The sequence below is a fragment of the Rhizobium mongolense subsp. loessense genome (assembly GCF_900099775.1).
Classification (GTDB): domain Bacteria; phylum Pseudomonadota; class Alphaproteobacteria; order Rhizobiales; family Rhizobiaceae; genus Rhizobium; species Rhizobium loessense.
The window spans coordinates 1,079,056-1,094,098 of the sequence record NZ_FMTM01000001.1 but is presented as its reverse complement, the minus strand read 5'-3'; the positions used below and the strand labels follow the sequence as shown (position 1 = coordinate 1,094,098).

The following is a 15,043-nucleotide window of genomic DNA, read 5'->3' as shown; positions in this document are numbered from 1 at the left end:
GCGAAAAGGTGATTGCCTTCCACTTGCGGAGGCGAAGAGGAACAGCTTCAAGCCGCGCCTTGCATATTCACCGAATAAAGGACCTTGCGTGCCTCGCTGGTAATCTCCTCCAGCGTCGGCCTGTCGCATTCGCGGTAGCCCGCTTTGGCAATGGCCGCCGCAAGGTCGCAGATGATGGCGCAGGATTGAGTGATTTCGAGCAGGCCGACCGGCGAATTCCAGCTGCGCGGATTGCCGTGCTCGTCGGCGTTCCGCAGCGCTTCGAGCACGGTGAACATATCGGCGAGGCGCTGTGTTTCACGGATAAGGCTGCGCATGAACATGACCGCGTCCTACTTCAGCTGCTTCTTGAGACCGTAAAGTGCCTCAAGCGCCTCGCGCGGCGTCATGTCGTCGAGGCTCATTGCCTTCAACGCTTCCTCGATCTTGGACGGCCCGCGATTGACATCCTCGCGCCGTACGGCGACTTGGAACAGCGGTAGATCGTCGATCAGTTGGCTTGCCGGGTTCTTGCGGTCGGCATCTTCCAACCGCGTCAGCACGTCGCGGGCGCGCGCGACGACAGACGCTGGCAGACCGGCGAGCCTGGCCACCTGGATGCCATACGAACGGTCGGCCGCGCCCGGTCCCACTTCATGCAGGAAAATGACGTCGCCGTCCCATTCCTTGACGCGCATGGTAGCGTTCGATAGCCGCGCAAGTTTTTCCGACAGCACCGTCAGTTCGTGGAAATGCGTGGCGAAGAGACCGCGGCATCGGTTTGCCTCATGCAGATGTTCCACGGCCGCCCAGGCAATCGACAGGCCGTCGAAGGTCGCAGTACCGCGGCCGATCTCATCGAGGATGACGAGAGAGCGGTCGGTCGCCTGGTTGAGGATCGCGGCTGTCTCGACCATCTCGACCATGAAGGTCGAGCGGCCCCGCGCCAGGTCGTCCGAGGCGCCGACGCGGGAGAAGAGGCGGTCGACGATGCCGATGTGAGCGGAGGTCGCGGGCACGAAGGAGCCCATCTGCGCCAGGATAGCGATCAACGCGTTCTGGCGCAGGAATGTCGACTTACCGCCCATATTCGGACCGGTCAGCAGCCAGATCGCCCCGTCTTTGCCGTCCGCGACAGGCGAGAGATCGCAATTATTGGCAACGAAAGGACCGGAGGACTGACGCCGCAGAGCCTGTTCGACAACCGGATGGCGCCCGCCTTCGATTGTAAACATTTTCGAGGCATCGACGAGCGGGCGGCAATAGGCCTGTTCCTCCGCCAAAAGTGCCAGGCCGGCAGCAACGTCGATGATGGCAAGCGCGCGGGCGCCGGCCTTGATCGCCTCGGCTTCAGCGACGACGGCGGCCGTCATCCGGTCGAAGGCTTCGAGCTCGATCTGCAACGCGCGGTCCGCCGCGTTTGCGATCCGGCTTTCCAGGTCGGCAAGCTCGGTCGTCGTAAAGCGCATGGCATTTGCCATCGTCTGGCGATGGATGAAGCGGGCCTTGGCCTCCGGCGCATCCGTCATCGGCCCGGCATTGCCGGCCGTCACTTCGATGAAATAGCCGAGGATATTGTTGTGCTTGATCTTCAGAGACTTGATGCCGGTTTCGTCGGCATATTGGAGCTGCAATCCGGCGATCACCCGGCGCGACTGATCGCGAAGCGCCCGCACTTCATCAAGATCGGCATTGGCACCGTCCCGCAGGAAACCGCCGTCTCGCTTCAACAGCGGCAGTTCGTCGGCGAGCAATTCCGCAAGCAGTGATTGAAGAGCTGCAGGTAAGGCTTGCAACCCGGAAAGGGCCGCATTGAGTTCTTCGGGCAAAAGCGCATTGCCGAGCAGCTTTGCAAGACCGGAAGCTGCGCCAAGTCCTTGCCGGATCGCCCAGAGATCGCGCGGGCCACCGCGGTCGAGCGCAAGGCGGGAGAGTGCGCGTGGCATGTCCGGCACGTGCTTCAGCGCGTCGCGCAGATCGCCGCAAAGCCTAGGCTCCTCGATGAGGAAGCCGATCGAATCCAGCCGCTCGTTGATGCAGGCAGGATCGGTCAGCGGTGACATCAGCCGTTCTGCGAGAAGGCGGGCTCCTCCACCGGTGACCGTCCGGTCGATTGCTTTGAGCAGGGAGCCGTTGCGCTCGCCGGACAGCGTGCGGGCAAGCTCCAGATTGGCGCGGGTCGCGGGATCTATGAAGAGCGTCGAGGCGCCGCTTTCGCGCTCCGGTTTGCCAAGCGGCGGGCGTTCGGCGATCTGTGTCTTCTCGACATAGGCAACGGCCGCCGCCGCCGCCGCAAGCTCGGCGCGGGAGAAAGTGCCGAAGCCGTCGAGCGTCGAAACGCCGAAATAGCGCGCGATGCGGTTTTCTGCTGTTGCACTGTCGAAAAGCACGGAGGGCTGCGGCACGGCAGTGCGGCCGAGCACGTCGAAGACCGGCTTCAGCTCGGGATCGTGAAACATCGTATCCGGCAGGATCAGTTCGCGGGGATCGATGCGCAAAATATCGGCAAGCAGCCGTGATGCCTCAGTTTCGGCCAGCCGGAAAACGCCGGTAGAGATATCGATCCAGGCGAGCGCCATCAGCGGTTCGGACGCGCCTCGAATCCGGGTAAGCGCCATCAGATAGTTCGATTCAGAGGGTGATAGCAGCTTTTCTTCGGTGATGGTTCCCGGCGTGACAAGGCGGATGACGTCGCGTTTGACGACGGATTTCGAGCCCCGCTTCCTCGCCTCCGCCGGGTCTTCCACCTGTTCGCAGACAGCGACACGGAACCCCAGTCCAATCAGCTTCTGCAGGTAATCGTCTGCGGCATGCACGGGAACGCCGCACATCGGGATATCTTGCCCCATGTGCTGACCGCGCTTGGTGAGCGTAATGCCGAGCGCACGCGAAGCTTCCAGGGCGTCTTCGAAGAACAATTCGTAGAAATCGCCCATTCGATAGAAGAGCAGCGAGTCGGGATTGTTCGCCTTGATCTCGATGAATTGCTCCATCATCGGCGTGGCCGAGGCACGGCTTTCCTCCGTGGATAGCTCGGCAGCCGAAAAGGCTTCGTTCCTGGCGTCTATTCGTTGGTTCACGGAGGTGCAATTTTCCAAAAAAACAGGTGCCAACCCTAGCCGCCCGCCGCTATAGATGACAACCGCCATTGAGGAAGAGCAAGGCGTCACCCACAGGACGTTGGAGGAAGAATGCCCGATATCGAAAAGAAGCCGCAACCGGTGACGTCCGTTACCGACAATGAAGCGCTCGAGTTTCATGCAATGGGGCGGCCAGGGAAGCTGGAAATCAACCCGACGAAACCGATGGCGACGCAGCGCGATCTGTCGCTGGCCTATTCGCCGGGAGTCGCGGTGCCGGTAAAGGCGATCGCCGCCGATCCGGGCACTGCCTACGACTACACAACACGCGGCAATATGGTTGCCGTCATTTCCAACGGCACAGCAATTTTAGGCCTCGGCAATCTCGGCGCCTTGGCATCCAAGCCGGTGATGGAAGGCAAATCCGTCCTTTTCAAACGCTTTGCCGATGTCGATTCGATCGACCTCGAGGTCGACACGGAAAATGTCGACGAGTTCATCAACTGTGTGCGTTTCCTTGGCCCGTCTTTCGGCGGCATCAATCTGGAGGACATCAAAGCGCCAGACTGCTTCATCATCGAGCAGCGCCTGCGAGAGCTGATGGATATTCCGGTCTTTCACGACGACCAGCACGGCACGGCGATTATCGCAACGGCCGGCCTCATCAATGCCTTGGAGCTGACGGGACGTGACCTGAAGACGACGAAACTCGTTTGCAACGGCGCAGGAGCTGCCGCAATCGCCTGTGTCGAGCTCATCAAGTCGATGGGTTTTGCGCCTGACAACATCACCCTTGTCGACACCAAGGGCGTAATCTATCAGGGCCGCACCGAGGGCATGAACCAGTGGAAATCGGCACATGCGGTAAAGACAAAGGCCCGCACGCTGGCAGATGCGATGAAGGGTGCCGACGTCGTGTTCGGTCTATCGCAGAAGGGTGCCTTTTCGGAGGAGATGATCCGTTCGATGGCCGACCGGCCGATCATCTTTGCGATGGCAAACCCCGATCCGGAAATCACGCCGGAGGAAGTCGCGCGCATCCGCGATGACGCCATTATGGCGACAGGGCGATCGGACTACCCGAACCAGGTGAACAACGTTCTCGGCTTTCCCTATATCTTCCGCGGCGCGCTCGACGTGCGGGCAACCACGATCAACGATGCGATGAAAATCGCCGCCGTCAAGGCGCTTGCCAATCTGGCCCGCGAGGATGTACCCGATGACGTCGTTGCCGCTTATCAGGGCAACCGTCCGCGCTTTGGTGCGCAATATATCATTCCGGTGCCCTTCGATCCGCGCCTCATTTCGGCAATTCCGGCCGCCGTGGCGCAGGCTGCGATCGAAACTGGCGTTGCCCGCAAGGTGATCACCGACATGGACGGCTATCGCCGCGAGCTGTCGGCAAGGCGTGATCCGATCGCTTCGACGCTTGCGAGCCTCTACGAGCGGGTTCGCCGCCGTCCGAAACGGATGGTTTTTGCCGAGGCGGAAGAAGAGCAGGTCATGCGCGCGGCGATGTCCTACGCCAACCAGCAGCTCGGCACGGCAATCCTTCTCGGCCGCGAAGATCTGATCAGGGTGACGGCGGAGCGGGCAGGGATCGATCTCAACCGGCCGGGCCTTGAGATCGTCAATGCACGCATCTCGACCCGCATTGAGGCTTACACCGACTACCTCTATGCCCGGCTGCAGCGGAAAGGCTATCTGCACCGCGATGCACAGCGCCTGATCCACAACGATCGTAATCATTTCGCCGCGACGATGGTGGCGCTTGGCGATGCCGATGGCATGGTGACCGGTATCACGCGCAATTATTCGACGGCGCTGGAGGACGTGCGGCGCTGCATCGACGAGAAGCCGGGCCACCGTGTCATCGGCGTGTCGCTGGTGATTGTCCGCGGCCGCGCGGTCTTTGTCGCCGATACCGCGGTTCACGATATGCCTACCGCCGAGGAGCTGGCCGATATCGCCGAAGAAGCGGCAGGCCTTGCGCGGCGCATGGGCTATCAGCCGCGCGTTGCGCTGCTCGCCTATTCCACTTTCGGTCATCCTTCGGGCGAACGTTCCGAGCGCGTGCGCGAAGCGGTGAAGATCCTCGACAAGCGCCGCGTCGATTTCGAGTATGATGGCGAAATGGCAGCCGACGTGGCGCTGAACCGAAAGGTGATGGAGCAGTACCCGTTCTGCCGCTTGTCGGCTCCCGCCAACGTGCTGGTCATGCCGGCTTTCCACTCCGCTTCGATCTCGACGAAGATGCTGCAGGAACTCGGCGGCTCGACGGTCATCGGCCCGATCCTTGTCGGCCTCGACAAAGCCGTTCAGATCACCTCGATGGGCGCCAAGGACTCCGACATCGTCAACATGGCGGCGATTGCGGCTTATTCTGCGGGGTAGCAGTCAGGCGCGAGCCCCTTCATCCCTGCCGGCACCTTCTCCCCGCTGGGGAGAAGGGACTGGCGACGCTGCTTGTGAGTTCTCTTGAATTTATCTCGTCGTGCGGATGCGGCCCAATCTTCCCCGAGAAGGCCCCGAGGGTCGGATGAGGCGGCGGCACTGCAGACATCAGAGATAGCGCGTGCTCGCTAGCTCGATCTTCTGGAAAATCAGCTCGCGAAACGGCCGGCGTCAGCGCCGTAGTAATTCAAATAGCGATCCGAAATGCTTGCGATCGGCAGCACGATCAGCACGTCCGTCGTGTTGAACGCATGGTCCACCACCGCGGTTGAACCGACCATGGCGCCGAGGCGAAGGTAGCCTTTGATCAGCGGCGGAAGGGCCATGAGCGCCTTCTTCGGGTTGACGGCCTCCGGCGGCATCAGATCCATGCTGCGGGCTTGGCCCGGCAGAGCGCCGACCGCCCATTCGCCCTTGGCACGGACCGTGTGGTGCAGGAAGGAAAGTGCCAGAGCATGGCTCTCCGGATGCACGCCTGGGAAGGAGGCACAGCCGAACATGGCGCTCATGCCGTGCTTCAACGCATAGGCCCAATTGCCCTGCCAGAGCAGTTCGACCGTACGCTTCGTGCGGTATTCCGGCAGCACGCAGGAGCGGCCGAGCTCCATGAAGCGCTTGTCTGGATGACGCGCGAGAAGCTCGCCGATCGCGAATTCGGAGGCCGAGTAAAAACCGCCATTTGCCATCGCCACGTCCTGGCGCAGCAGGCGGTAGGTTCCGACGATCTGGTCTTCGCTATCACCTTCGATCGAGCGGTCGAGGACGAGAAGGTGATCGCAGAATGCATCGTAGGCGTCGAAGTCGCGTTCGCGGCGCATGGCCTCTGGCGGAAGCTGCGCCTGCATTTCCTGAACGAAAACGCGGTAGCGCACATGCTGGGCAGCATCGATCTCGCGAGCAGTGCGGGCAAGGCGGGTCTCCAGGTTGCCGATGCGGCCCAAGACGTCGCCTTCCTTCGGCGCGACGGCCGCTGCAGGCCGGGAAACCTCCGGCGTTGTGTCGCGATTAAGGATGTCGATGGACATGATGATTCTCCCGTTGCCGGCTCATGGCGTGTCATAAAACACTTCTGTACGACAGGAAAGTGACATGGACTTTACGGAAAAACGACGCTTATGTCACTCTGCTCAGAGCGCTTCGGCTCGGCGGGCAGAAAGAGCTGCGACGGCATGGACTTCCGTCAGTAGCCGGATTGGGTCGACAGGTTTCAGCATCACGCGGTTTGCACCGGCAAGCAGGACCTGGCGGCGCGACTCGTCGCGTTTGTCGGCGGTCAGAACGATGACCGGTACCGGAACGACCTGCAGCCGCCGTTCGTGACCGCGCAGCCGGCCAATCATTTCAACACCTTCGCCGCCCGGCATCGTGAGATCGCTGATGATGATGTCGGGGCGCATGCTGCCTTCGGCAAGTGCGCAATCCAGCAACGTCTCGAAGTCTTCGACATGGTGAACCTTATGTCCGCCCTTCTCCAGCACGGCGCGGACAAGCATCGCGTTGATCGGGTCGTCTTCTCCGAGAAGGATATTCATCCCGCCTGGCATATTCGCTTCGGGAATGGCGGCGGTAAAGCCGGGCTGGTTGTCGTTCAGCGCATCGCGCTTTTCCATGCCGCGCATGCGTCCGCGAAGCACGTCGATCAGCGACTGTTCGCGAAGAGGCCGAATAAGCCAGGCATCGAAGAGATCGAGTGGATGGGCGTTACGCTCTTCCGGATTGACGAGAAGGGTCTTGCGCAGGCCAAGCGCGGCAATCTCAACGCGGTCGGCAAGGTGCTCTGTAAACTCCGCGGACATGCGATGATCGACGATGATATCCGTCGGGCGATGGTCGATGCCGGCAATGTAGAGAAGCGTCTCCCGGGCTTTTTCGCCGTCGGCTACCAGATGGCAATCGCCGCCGAGAGCGACGATGGTCTCGGCGATTGCGGCACGGGCTGCACCGACCGGCGCAAGAAGCACGACGATATTGCCGGCAAGCAGCGATTTGCGGCTGCCGCGAGCCTCTAGAGGAATGTTTACAGGAAAGTGGATCGTGAATTCGCTGCCCTTGCCCTTTTCGCTGGCGACCGTCAGCGATCCGCCGAATTCGCGCATGATGCGGGCGGAGATGGTGAGCCCGAGCCCGGTGCCGCCGCTCTTTTCCGTCATGGTTCCTCCCTGCTCGAATTCGCCGAAGATTCGGGCATGCTCCTCCGCTGTCATCCCTGGGCCGGTGTCCGTCACCGTTATCATGAGGTCGTCGTCGCGCAAGGATACGCGGATGAAGACGCCGCCCACCTGGGTGAACTTCACCGCATTGCCGATGACGTTGAAAAGTACCTGGCGCAGCCGCGCCGGATCGAAACTCATGAATTCCGGCACGTCGGAAGAGACCGTCGCACCGATCTCGATGCCCTTTTCGTGTGCCCGGTGTGCCAGCATTTCGACGACGCTTTCCAGCAGTTGGCGCAGCGATTCGGTGCGCGGACGAAGCTGGAAGCGGCCGACTTCGATTGTAGAGAAATCGAGGAGGTCTTCGACGAGTTGGGCGAGGGCATGGCCTGACTGGCGGATGCCGTCGATATAGTTCTGCTGCTCCTGGGTCATCTGCGCCTGGCTGAGCAGATGAGTCATCCCGAGAATGCCGGATAGTGGCGTTCGGATTTCATGGCTGACGGTCGCAAGCAAGCGGGATTTCGCCGCACTGTTGTACTCGGCCTTTTGGCGCGCCTCCTCGCGCGCCTGCGCTGAAAGGCGCTCGGCGGTCACGTCACGGGCGACGCTCTGGACGAGCAGACGGCCATTGGACGGATCGCGGGTGACGATGTCATGCCAGGCGAAGATGCGTTGGCCTTCCGGCGTCGAGATCTCGACATCGAAGCGATACGGCTCGGCGCCAGGACGGAAGGCAATGCCGAGTTGTTCGCAAGTCTGTCCCTCCGGCTTCACTCGGCCCGTCAGGCGGCGGAAGGTGGCATTGGCGCCGATGATCCGCCGGTCAATGGTACGGGTAACGGTTATGTCGCCGAGGGCGTCATGAACATTGGCGAAAAGTTGTGCGGCATCGCTTGCGTGCGGCTGGTTGCCGGTCCGCTGACGCAGCTTCATCAGCAATACAAAAGCTGGAAGTGCTACGGCAAGGATTGCAAGGCCGGCGGAAAATAACCAAGCTCCGCCCGCTTGCCCGAGTGCAAGGAGTGCGATCGCAGCAAAAAGGCCAAGGCCGCCGAGCCAGGAAAAGAGCAGGGTACGCAGCGGATGCTTTTGCTTGGGAGCTGCCGGCGCCGGCGGCACAACATCGTCCGCCGGCCGCGGATCATGCGGCTTGGCGGCCGCGCCGAATGCGGCGGCGAGACGTTCCTGCAATTGAGCCAGACTGTGCATAATTGCTGGCTAACATATGCGCCGTTCCGAATGCCTTCAGGAAAAGCGTAAGATTTTAGCTTTCCGTCTTTTTCGGCTGCAAAAGCTCGTCGAGAATGACGCAACCGGCGCCCACCGTGATGAAGCTGTCGGCGAGATTGAAGACGGCGAAGGACCAGCTTTCGGTGTGGAAGAGAATGTAGTCGATGACGTGGCCGTAGAGGAAACGGTCGATCAGATTGCCGAGCGCACCGGCAATGATGAGCGCAAATCCGCTATGCGCAATCCAGCGGTCCTTCGAGGTGCGATGCCAGAGCCAGATGACGAAGGCCACGATGACGATCCGCATGCCGACGATGAACCAACCGTCCATGCCCGACAGCATCGAAAAGGCGACGCCGAGATTGTAAGTGCGGTAGAGCGCCAGCATCGGGATCATCGGCACGGCTTCCTGCAATGGCAGATAGCGATCGACTGCAATCTTGACGATCTGGTCGATAGCGACCGCGACGAGAATGAAGATGAGGATCGGCAGCGGGCGCGACAGGAGCGCCGGACGGTTAAGCGTCGTTTCGGTCATTTGCCCTCGCAAAGCGAAAGGAGATGGCGCCGCGCTTCGAAAAGCATCACGGCACTTGCAACGGCGAGATTGAGGGAGTCCGCGCGACCCTGCTGCGGGATGCGTGCAAGCGCGTCGGCTTCCTTAGCCAACTGGTCGGGCAGGCCGGACTGCTCGTTGCCCATGAGGAGAACGACCGGCTTCTTCTTGTAATCGATCGTGCGGTAATCGACCGAACCTGCAAGGTGCGTGGCGACGACAGCCACGCCGGCCGATTTCTTCCAGCCGATGAATTCCTCTGGCGTCGCCTTCGATATGGGCACGGCGAAGACGGAGCCCATCGTGGCGCGCACCGTTTCAAGGGAGAAGGGGTCGGTCGTTTCGCCGACGAGGATGACGCCGGCGGCGCCTGCGGCATCCGCCGTGCGGATGATTGTGCCGAGATTGCCGGGATCGCGTACGCGATCGAGCGCGATCCAGGTCTCCCCGTCCTTTGGACGGATGTCCTTCAGCGGCTTCCAGCGGCTCTCGAAAATACCGACCACCATCTGCGGATTGTCACGCCGCGTGATCGAGGAAATGATCTTCTCGCTGACTTCGAGGACGAGGCCACCGGAGGCTACGGTTTTCGCCGCCATCTGCTCGACCAGCGGCTTGCCCTTGGCCGCCTTGGCATAGACCAGAGTGCGGATCGCCCAGCCGAGCTCGATCGCGTCGATGACCAGCTTCAGGCCCTCGGCCATGAAGGTGCCGCTCTCCTCGCGCGACTTCTTGTTGGTCAGCGCCTTGATGTCCTTGATAATCGGATTGGCGAGCGAGGTCACCTCTTTCACATGTCCGACCTTGTGAGGGCCATGGCCCCGATGTTCATGGCTCATTTCGGCACCCAGCGGGAGAAGAGGGAGGTTGATAGCGCGCGGCCCCGCGTCTTGCCGTCAAGGCCCGCCTCGCGGATCACGAGCTCGCCGGATTCGACCACGCCGCCTGCGCCGCGCATCGTCTCGCGCATCAATTCGTGGATCGAATAGAAGCTGGCACGGATCGAATAGGCGGTCAGCACCAGGCCAAGCGCCTGAGGCGACAGGATCTCGCGGCAGACATCGAGCATCAATGGCAGGTGTTCGAAGAGATGCCAGACTTCGCCGTTCGGGCCACGGCCGAATTTCGGCGGATCGGTAAGGATGATGTCATATGTATTGCCGCGGCGCTCCTCACGGAGGATGAACTTCATCGCGTCTTCGCAGATCCAGCGGATCGGCAGTTTCTCCAAGCGGCCGAGCGCCTGATTTTCACGGGCCCAACTGATCGCCTTCTTGGAGGCGTCGACATGGGTGACTTCCGCACCGGCGGCCGCCGCGACCAACGACGCGACGCCTGTATAGCCGAAAAGATTTAGGACTTTCAGCGGTCGGCCGGCGGCCTCGACCTGCTCTTTCATCCAGCTCCAGTGGACGATCTGTTCCGGAAACACGCCGACATGGCGGAAGGAGGTAAAGCGCCCATAAAAGTCGACGCCCAGAAGATGCAGCGGCCAGGTCTCGCCGAGCGCTTCCTTCGGAAAGCGCCAGCGGCCGGTGCCTTCCTCGTCCGTATCGCCGGTAAAGATCGCATCGACCTTTTCCCACACATGCGATGCCAGCGACGGCTGCCAGAGCGCCTGACCCTCGGGGCGGACGATGCGATAGGGGCCATATTGCTCGAGCTTCAGGCCGGTGCCGCTGTCGATGAGGTGAAAGTCGCCTGCGCCGAGGGATTCCAGAATGACAGGAACGCGCTCGTGAGGACGGTTGCCCGTGCGGTCCTTTAGCGGCCGCTCGCTTGCACCAGGCGCGGCCGCCTCTCGCACGGTCTCCCGCGCGGCCACAGGTTTGACCGCTTTTGGCGGGTGGCTCGAGCGTTCGTCATTGCGGCGATTGCCGGGGGAGCCGGCAGGTTGCGCCTTATGGCCCGGCCGGCGCTCTTTCTGTCTCAACGTGATTTCCGCGTCTCAAGTTTGATAGAGCCCGTGCAAATAGCATCCCCAGTCACCTTGGCAAAGTGCTTTCCCGCTGTGATAAGTTTAGAGAATTGAAACGGGAGGATTTCGATATGGACATGACCGGCGAGGAACGCATCAATGCGTCGCGCGATGCGGTGTGGGTAGCCTTGAACGATCCAGAAGTCTTGAAGCGATGCATCCCCGGCTGTCAAAGCCTCGAGATGAGATCGCCAACCGAGCTTGCGGCGGTCGTCAAGGTCAAGATCGGACCGGTCTCGGCGACCTTCAACGGCGAGGTGACTCTGACGAATGTCAACGCGCCGGAAAGCTACACGATTTCGGGTGAGGGCAAGGGCGGAGTTGCAGGCTTTGCCAAGGGCGGGGCCGACGTCACCTTGAGGGCGGAAGGTGCGGAGACAGTGCTGCAATATGCGGCAAAGGCACAGGTCGGCGGCAAGCTTGCCCAGCTTGGAGCGCGGCTGGTGAATTCGACATCGCAAAAGCTTGCGCAGCAATTCTTTGCAGATTTCAATGCTGTCGTCAGCGAAAAGGCCGCGGAATAGTGGCTGTTGGCTAAATCGCATCCATGAATTACACCGTTAGAAATTCCCGCCCTTCGGACAATGGGCAGCTCGGCGACATCTATCTCAACGAGCGCAGACAGACCTTCACCTGGGTCGATCCCGGCAAGTTTAGCCATGAGGATTTCCTCGCCCATTCGCAGGGTGAAATTGTCTGGGTTGCCGAAGCACCTGATGGCGAGATTGCCGGCTTCATGACGCTGTGGGCCGCGGATGATTTCATCCACATGCTCTACATCCGCAAGGAATGGCAGGGCAGGGGCGTTGGTACCGCGCTGCTGACGGCTCTGCCGGAGTGGCCGCGCCGTAAATACCGGTTGAAGTGCCTGATCAACAACAGAAACGCCAAGACATTCTATGCCGGCCGCGGTTTCGTGGTCACTGGCGGCGGCACGTCGGCTGAAGGCGACTACGAGGAACTGAGCTTTATCCCTGCCTGACGGTCGATCAGCGGGAAGGCAATTGACTAGCAATCTCTTCGGCGCGGGTCTTGTGCCGGTCCGCCTCGCTGTGCCAGCGAACGGCCTCTTTCGCCTCGATTTTCGCGCGCTTGCGGTGTTTGCCCTGCGTGAGCCATGTGGCAGCCGATCCGATCAGCATGCCGATAATCAGCGCGATGAAGATGAAAACGAAGAACGGCGCAGAAAGCGCGAGAACCTGATCTTCGGGCCGGAAGGGGTTGAATGCCAGCGTCACGCTCTGCCGGTTGGCAACGCAGAAGGTGATGAGAATGATGCCGAGCGGCAACAAAATCAAAAGGTTAATGATCTTCTTCGCCATCCGTGGCCTCCGCGCGTGGTTGCGCCGCCTCGATACGGCGCATGACTGCTCAGCACAATAGAAAGGTGCGCGCGAGGTTCAAGCGCGATTTCGACGCAGTCTCGATGAAGCTCAATCTTCGTGATCGGCCTGGCCGGGGTTCAGCCGTTCGCGCAACTCCTTGCCGGTCTTGAAGAAGGGCACCCACTTCTCCTCGACGAAGACGGTGTCGCCGGTGCGCGGATTGCGGCCGGAGCGCGAAGGGCGATTCTTGACGGAAAATGCACCGAAGCCGCGAAGCTCGACGCGGTTGCCCGCTGCGAGCGCATCGGTGATCTCGTCGAGAACCGCGTTGACGATATTCTCGACATCCCGGTGATAAAGATGCGGGTTGCGCGCGGCAACGATCTGCACCAATTCCGACTTGATCACGGTCGCCCCCTTAAATTATTGATTTCTTATCAATCGCGGCCAACCTGCCAAACTGAAACGAGCCCGTCAAGGAGCAACTTTTGTGGCAGAATGCCCTCAATGTCCTGGCTCTTCACGAGATCGCCATAGCCGAACAGAACTGCGAGCTTCGAAACAGCCCCCGCGAGCAGAAAAGGCGTATTGCTCTTCCTGTCCCAATCCACGACCGGAAGATCCTTGCCGACGTCCCTCCCAGCGAGATAATCCCGGATTTCCGGGTCGCCGCCGACCCGGTCGATGAGCTTGACCTTCGCCGCTTGGCGACCGGTGAAAATAGTGCCGTCGGCGAGCTTCAGCACCTCCTCGCGCGGCAGCTTGCGGCGGTCGACGACCAAGTCGACGAACCAGGCGTAGCTGTCCATGACCATATTGTTGATCATGGTTTTCGCTTCTTCGCTGGCAGCATGGAAAGGCGATGGCTCTGCCTTTAGCGGCGACGACTTGATCTCTTGCAGCGAGACGCCGAGCTTGTCGAGCAGCGGTTGGATCTGCGGATACTGAAAGATCACGCCGATCGAACCGGTGAGCGAGCTTTCTCCGGCAATAATCGTATCGCCAGCGGCAGCGACCATATAGCCTGCGGAAGCGGCAAGGGTTCGGATATCGGAGGCAACCGGCTTCTTCGCCGCAATCGCCCGGATCGCTTTGAATATTTTTTCGCCGCCATAGGTCGTGCCGCCCGGCGAAGAAATAGAGACGATGACGCCTTTGACTCGGTCGTTTTCTTCGATCTTCTTGAGCCTCTCGAGCAACTCGTCGTCGTCGGTTATGAGGCCGGAAATCGTCACATGGGCGATATGCGGCCGCTGCGTGGCGATGTCGCCTGCGACGAATTGGTAAAGAGCAAAGCCGAGCGCGACCAAGAGCACCACCGCTGCAATACGCCAGAAGCCGAGTTTGCGGCGAAGCCTGCGGCGATCCGCGATCGTCGAACTGTCCATAAGGTCCTCCAGAGCCGGCGCGCCGGCTTCATGCAACATGGCATCAGATAAGGCAGCATTCCTTCTTCGGAAATGCCGCTTTACCTCGGTTTCGTGCCTTATTTGCTAGTTGCAGAAAAAAATCCATATTGGCAAGCTAGTGTAATAATGCGAAACGATCTGTGATCGGTGGATGTAGTTCCTATATAGGGTTCCCGATCAACAGACACGGACATGTTAATGCTCAACACATTAAACAGCAGCGGGAAGCCTGCCTTTGCCAGGCCTGCAAGGAGCGCCTATGCGGCTGCGCTCTTCCATTCTGCACGTGTCCGCCGCCTGAAGATATTGCTGCCAGTCGCTGCCGTCATCATTTCGCTTGCCTTCATTGCAGTCTCGATGATCCGGGCTTACCTGCCCGAGAATCTCAAGATCGAGGGCGCTAAGATCGAAAACGGCAAGATCGTCATGGAAAAGCCGGCGATCGCCGGGCGCAATGCCGACGGCATCAACTATTCGATGCTTGCCGAGCGCGCGCTGCAAGACATCAAGAACCCGAACCTTATCACGCTCGAAACGATCAAGGCTGCGGTGCCGGTCAACGACGATCTGATCGCCCGCGTTGAGGCTGTCACGGCCGACTATGACCGATCGACGGACAATCTTGCGCTGAGGGACCCATTCACGATTTTGCTGAGCAACGGTCTGACGGCGAAATTTCAATCTGCCAAGCTCGACATCAAGGGCGGCAAGATGACGACAGATGATCCTATCGAGATTCAAAAAGACGGCGCTTCGATTGTTGCGCAGTCGCTCAAGATGACGGATAAGGGGCGCGTGATCACATTCGAGGGGAATGTTCGCATGAATGTCGATCCATCCGTCATCCGTAAACAGGGCACCTAACAGCCGGGTCAC

Annotated in this window: 14 protein-coding genes; 4 read left to right on the top strand and 10 right to left on the bottom strand. The window is 60.5% G+C overall.

Translation table 11 applies throughout. The features are described 5' to 3' along the window. Positions 1 to 47: 47 nt before the first annotated feature. Entirely contained in the window at positions 48 to 323 is a 276-nt protein-coding gene (locus BLP23_RS05470) for a hypothetical protein (RefSeq protein ID WP_092583847.1), read from the bottom strand. A gap of 9 nt (positions 324 to 332) precedes the next feature. Beyond that, a complete protein-coding gene (gene mutS / locus BLP23_RS05465) occupies positions 333 to 3,059 on the bottom strand; it encodes a DNA mismatch repair protein MutS (RefSeq protein WP_092583846.1) in 2,727 nt (908 codons plus the stop codon). 111 nt (positions 3,060 to 3,170) lie between these two features. Between mutS and BLP23_RS05460 the strand changes: the two genes are divergently transcribed. Then, complete coding sequence (locus BLP23_RS05460) at positions 3,171 to 5,453, top strand: NADP-dependent malic enzyme (protein ID WP_092583845.1); 2,283 nt, start codon at positions 3,171 to 3,173, stop codon at positions 5,451 to 5,453. A gap of 209 nt (positions 5,454 to 5,662) precedes the next feature. Here the strand turns inward: BLP23_RS05460 and BLP23_RS05455 are convergent, their stop codons facing one another. The 5 genes from BLP23_RS05455 to BLP23_RS05435 all read right to left on the bottom strand — a co-directional run bounded on the left by BLP23_RS05455 (position 5,663) and on the right by BLP23_RS05435 (position 11,388). Further along, on the bottom strand, positions 5,663 to 6,541 hold the full coding sequence (locus BLP23_RS05455; RefSeq protein WP_208603129.1) for a l-ornithine N(alpha)-acyltransferase: 879 nt from the start codon (positions 6,539 to 6,541) through the stop codon (positions 5,663 to 5,665). A gap of 99 nt (positions 6,542 to 6,640) precedes the next feature. After that, on the bottom strand, positions 6,641 to 8,878 hold the full coding sequence (locus tag BLP23_RS05450; protein WP_092583843.1) for a hybrid sensor histidine kinase/response regulator: 2,238 nt from the start codon (positions 8,876 to 8,878) through the stop codon (positions 6,641 to 6,643). Between the two features lie 55 nt (positions 8,879 to 8,933). Beyond that, positions 8,934 to 9,437, bottom strand: coding sequence for a signal peptidase II (gene lspA / locus BLP23_RS05445; RefSeq protein WP_092583842.1), 504 nt, complete (start codon positions 9,435 to 9,437; stop codon positions 8,934 to 8,936). After that, positions 9,434 to 10,294: a TrmH family RNA methyltransferase gene (locus tag BLP23_RS05440; protein ID WP_092583841.1), complete on the bottom strand. Its 861-nt coding sequence runs from the start codon at positions 10,292 to 10,294 to the stop codon at positions 9,434 to 9,436. The genes lspA and BLP23_RS05440 overlap by 4 nt, the downstream gene beginning before the upstream one ends. After that, positions 10,291 to 11,388, bottom strand: a complete 1,098-nt coding sequence (locus tag BLP23_RS05435; protein ID WP_092583840.1) for a class I SAM-dependent methyltransferase — start codon at positions 11,386 to 11,388, stop codon at positions 10,291 to 10,293. The genes BLP23_RS05440 and BLP23_RS05435 overlap by 4 nt, the downstream gene beginning before the upstream one ends. Positions 11,389 to 11,504: 116 nt before the next feature. On the opposite strand from BLP23_RS05435, the gene BLP23_RS05430 reads away from it, so the two are divergent. Further along, positions 11,505 to 11,957, top strand: a complete 453-nt coding sequence (locus tag BLP23_RS05430) for an SRPBCC family protein (protein ID WP_092583839.1) — start codon at positions 11,505 to 11,507, stop codon at positions 11,955 to 11,957. A 23-nt stretch (positions 11,958 to 11,980) separates the two neighbouring features. Beyond that, entirely contained in the window at positions 11,981 to 12,415 is a 435-nt protein-coding gene (locus BLP23_RS05425; protein WP_092583838.1) for a GNAT family N-acetyltransferase, read from the top strand. Between the two features lie 7 nt (positions 12,416 to 12,422). Here BLP23_RS05425 and BLP23_RS05420 read toward each other — a convergent pair whose 3' ends face one another. The 3 genes from BLP23_RS05420 to sppA form a co-directional block, all read right to left on the bottom strand. Further along, complete coding sequence (locus tag BLP23_RS05420; RefSeq protein ID WP_092583837.1) at positions 12,423 to 12,755, bottom strand: LapA family protein; 333 nt, start codon at positions 12,753 to 12,755, stop codon at positions 12,423 to 12,425. 111 nt (positions 12,756 to 12,866) lie between these two features. Next, positions 12,867 to 13,166, bottom strand: a complete 300-nt coding sequence (locus BLP23_RS05415; protein ID WP_022713495.1) for an integration host factor subunit beta — start codon at positions 13,164 to 13,166, stop codon at positions 12,867 to 12,869. Between the two features lie 29 nt (positions 13,167 to 13,195). Continuing rightward, complete coding sequence (gene sppA / locus BLP23_RS05410; protein WP_092584286.1) at positions 13,196 to 14,146, bottom strand: signal peptide peptidase SppA; 951 nt, start codon at positions 14,144 to 14,146, stop codon at positions 13,196 to 13,198. A gap of 219 nt (positions 14,147 to 14,365) precedes the next feature. On the opposite strand from sppA, the gene lptC reads away from it, so the two are divergent. After that, complete coding sequence (gene lptC, locus BLP23_RS05405) at positions 14,366 to 15,031, top strand: LPS export ABC transporter periplasmic protein LptC (protein ID WP_092583836.1); 666 nt, start codon at positions 14,366 to 14,368, stop codon at positions 15,029 to 15,031. Positions 15,032 to 15,043 lie beyond the last annotated feature (12 nt).

Excerpts from the sequence above, each read along its gene's own strand:
- BLP23_RS05470 (WP_092583847.1), bottom strand. The coding sequence starts at position 323 with ATGTTCATGCGCAGCCTTATCCGTGAAACACAGCGCCTCGCCGATATG.
- BLP23_RS05460 (WP_092583845.1), top strand. The coding sequence starts at position 3,171 with ATGCCCGATATCGAAAAGAAGCCGCAACCGGTGACGTCCGTTACCGAC.
- BLP23_RS05450 (WP_092583843.1), bottom strand. The coding sequence starts at position 8,878 with ATGCACAGTCTGGCTCAATTGCAGGAACGTCTCGCCGCCGCATTCGGC.
- lspA (WP_092583842.1), bottom strand. The coding sequence starts at position 9,437 with ATGACCGAAACGACGCTTAACCGTCCGGCGCTCCTGTCGCGCCCGCTG.
- BLP23_RS05440 (WP_092583841.1), bottom strand. The coding sequence starts at position 10,294 with ATGAGCCATGAACATCGGGGCCATGGCCCTCACAAGGTCGGACATGTG.
- BLP23_RS05430 (WP_092583839.1), top strand. The coding sequence starts at position 11,505 with ATGGACATGACCGGCGAGGAACGCATCAATGCGTCGCGCGATGCGGTG.
- BLP23_RS05425 (WP_092583838.1), top strand. The coding sequence starts at position 11,981 with ATGAATTACACCGTTAGAAATTCCCGCCCTTCGGACAATGGGCAGCTC.
- BLP23_RS05420 (WP_092583837.1), bottom strand. The coding sequence starts at position 12,755 with ATGGCGAAGAAGATCATTAACCTTTTGATTTTGTTGCCGCTCGGCATC.
- sppA (WP_092584286.1), bottom strand. The coding sequence starts at position 14,146 with ATGGACAGTTCGACGATCGCGGATCGCCGCAGGCTTCGCCGCAAACTC.
- lptC (WP_092583836.1), top strand. The coding sequence starts at position 14,366 with ATGCTCAACACATTAAACAGCAGCGGGAAGCCTGCCTTTGCCAGGCCT.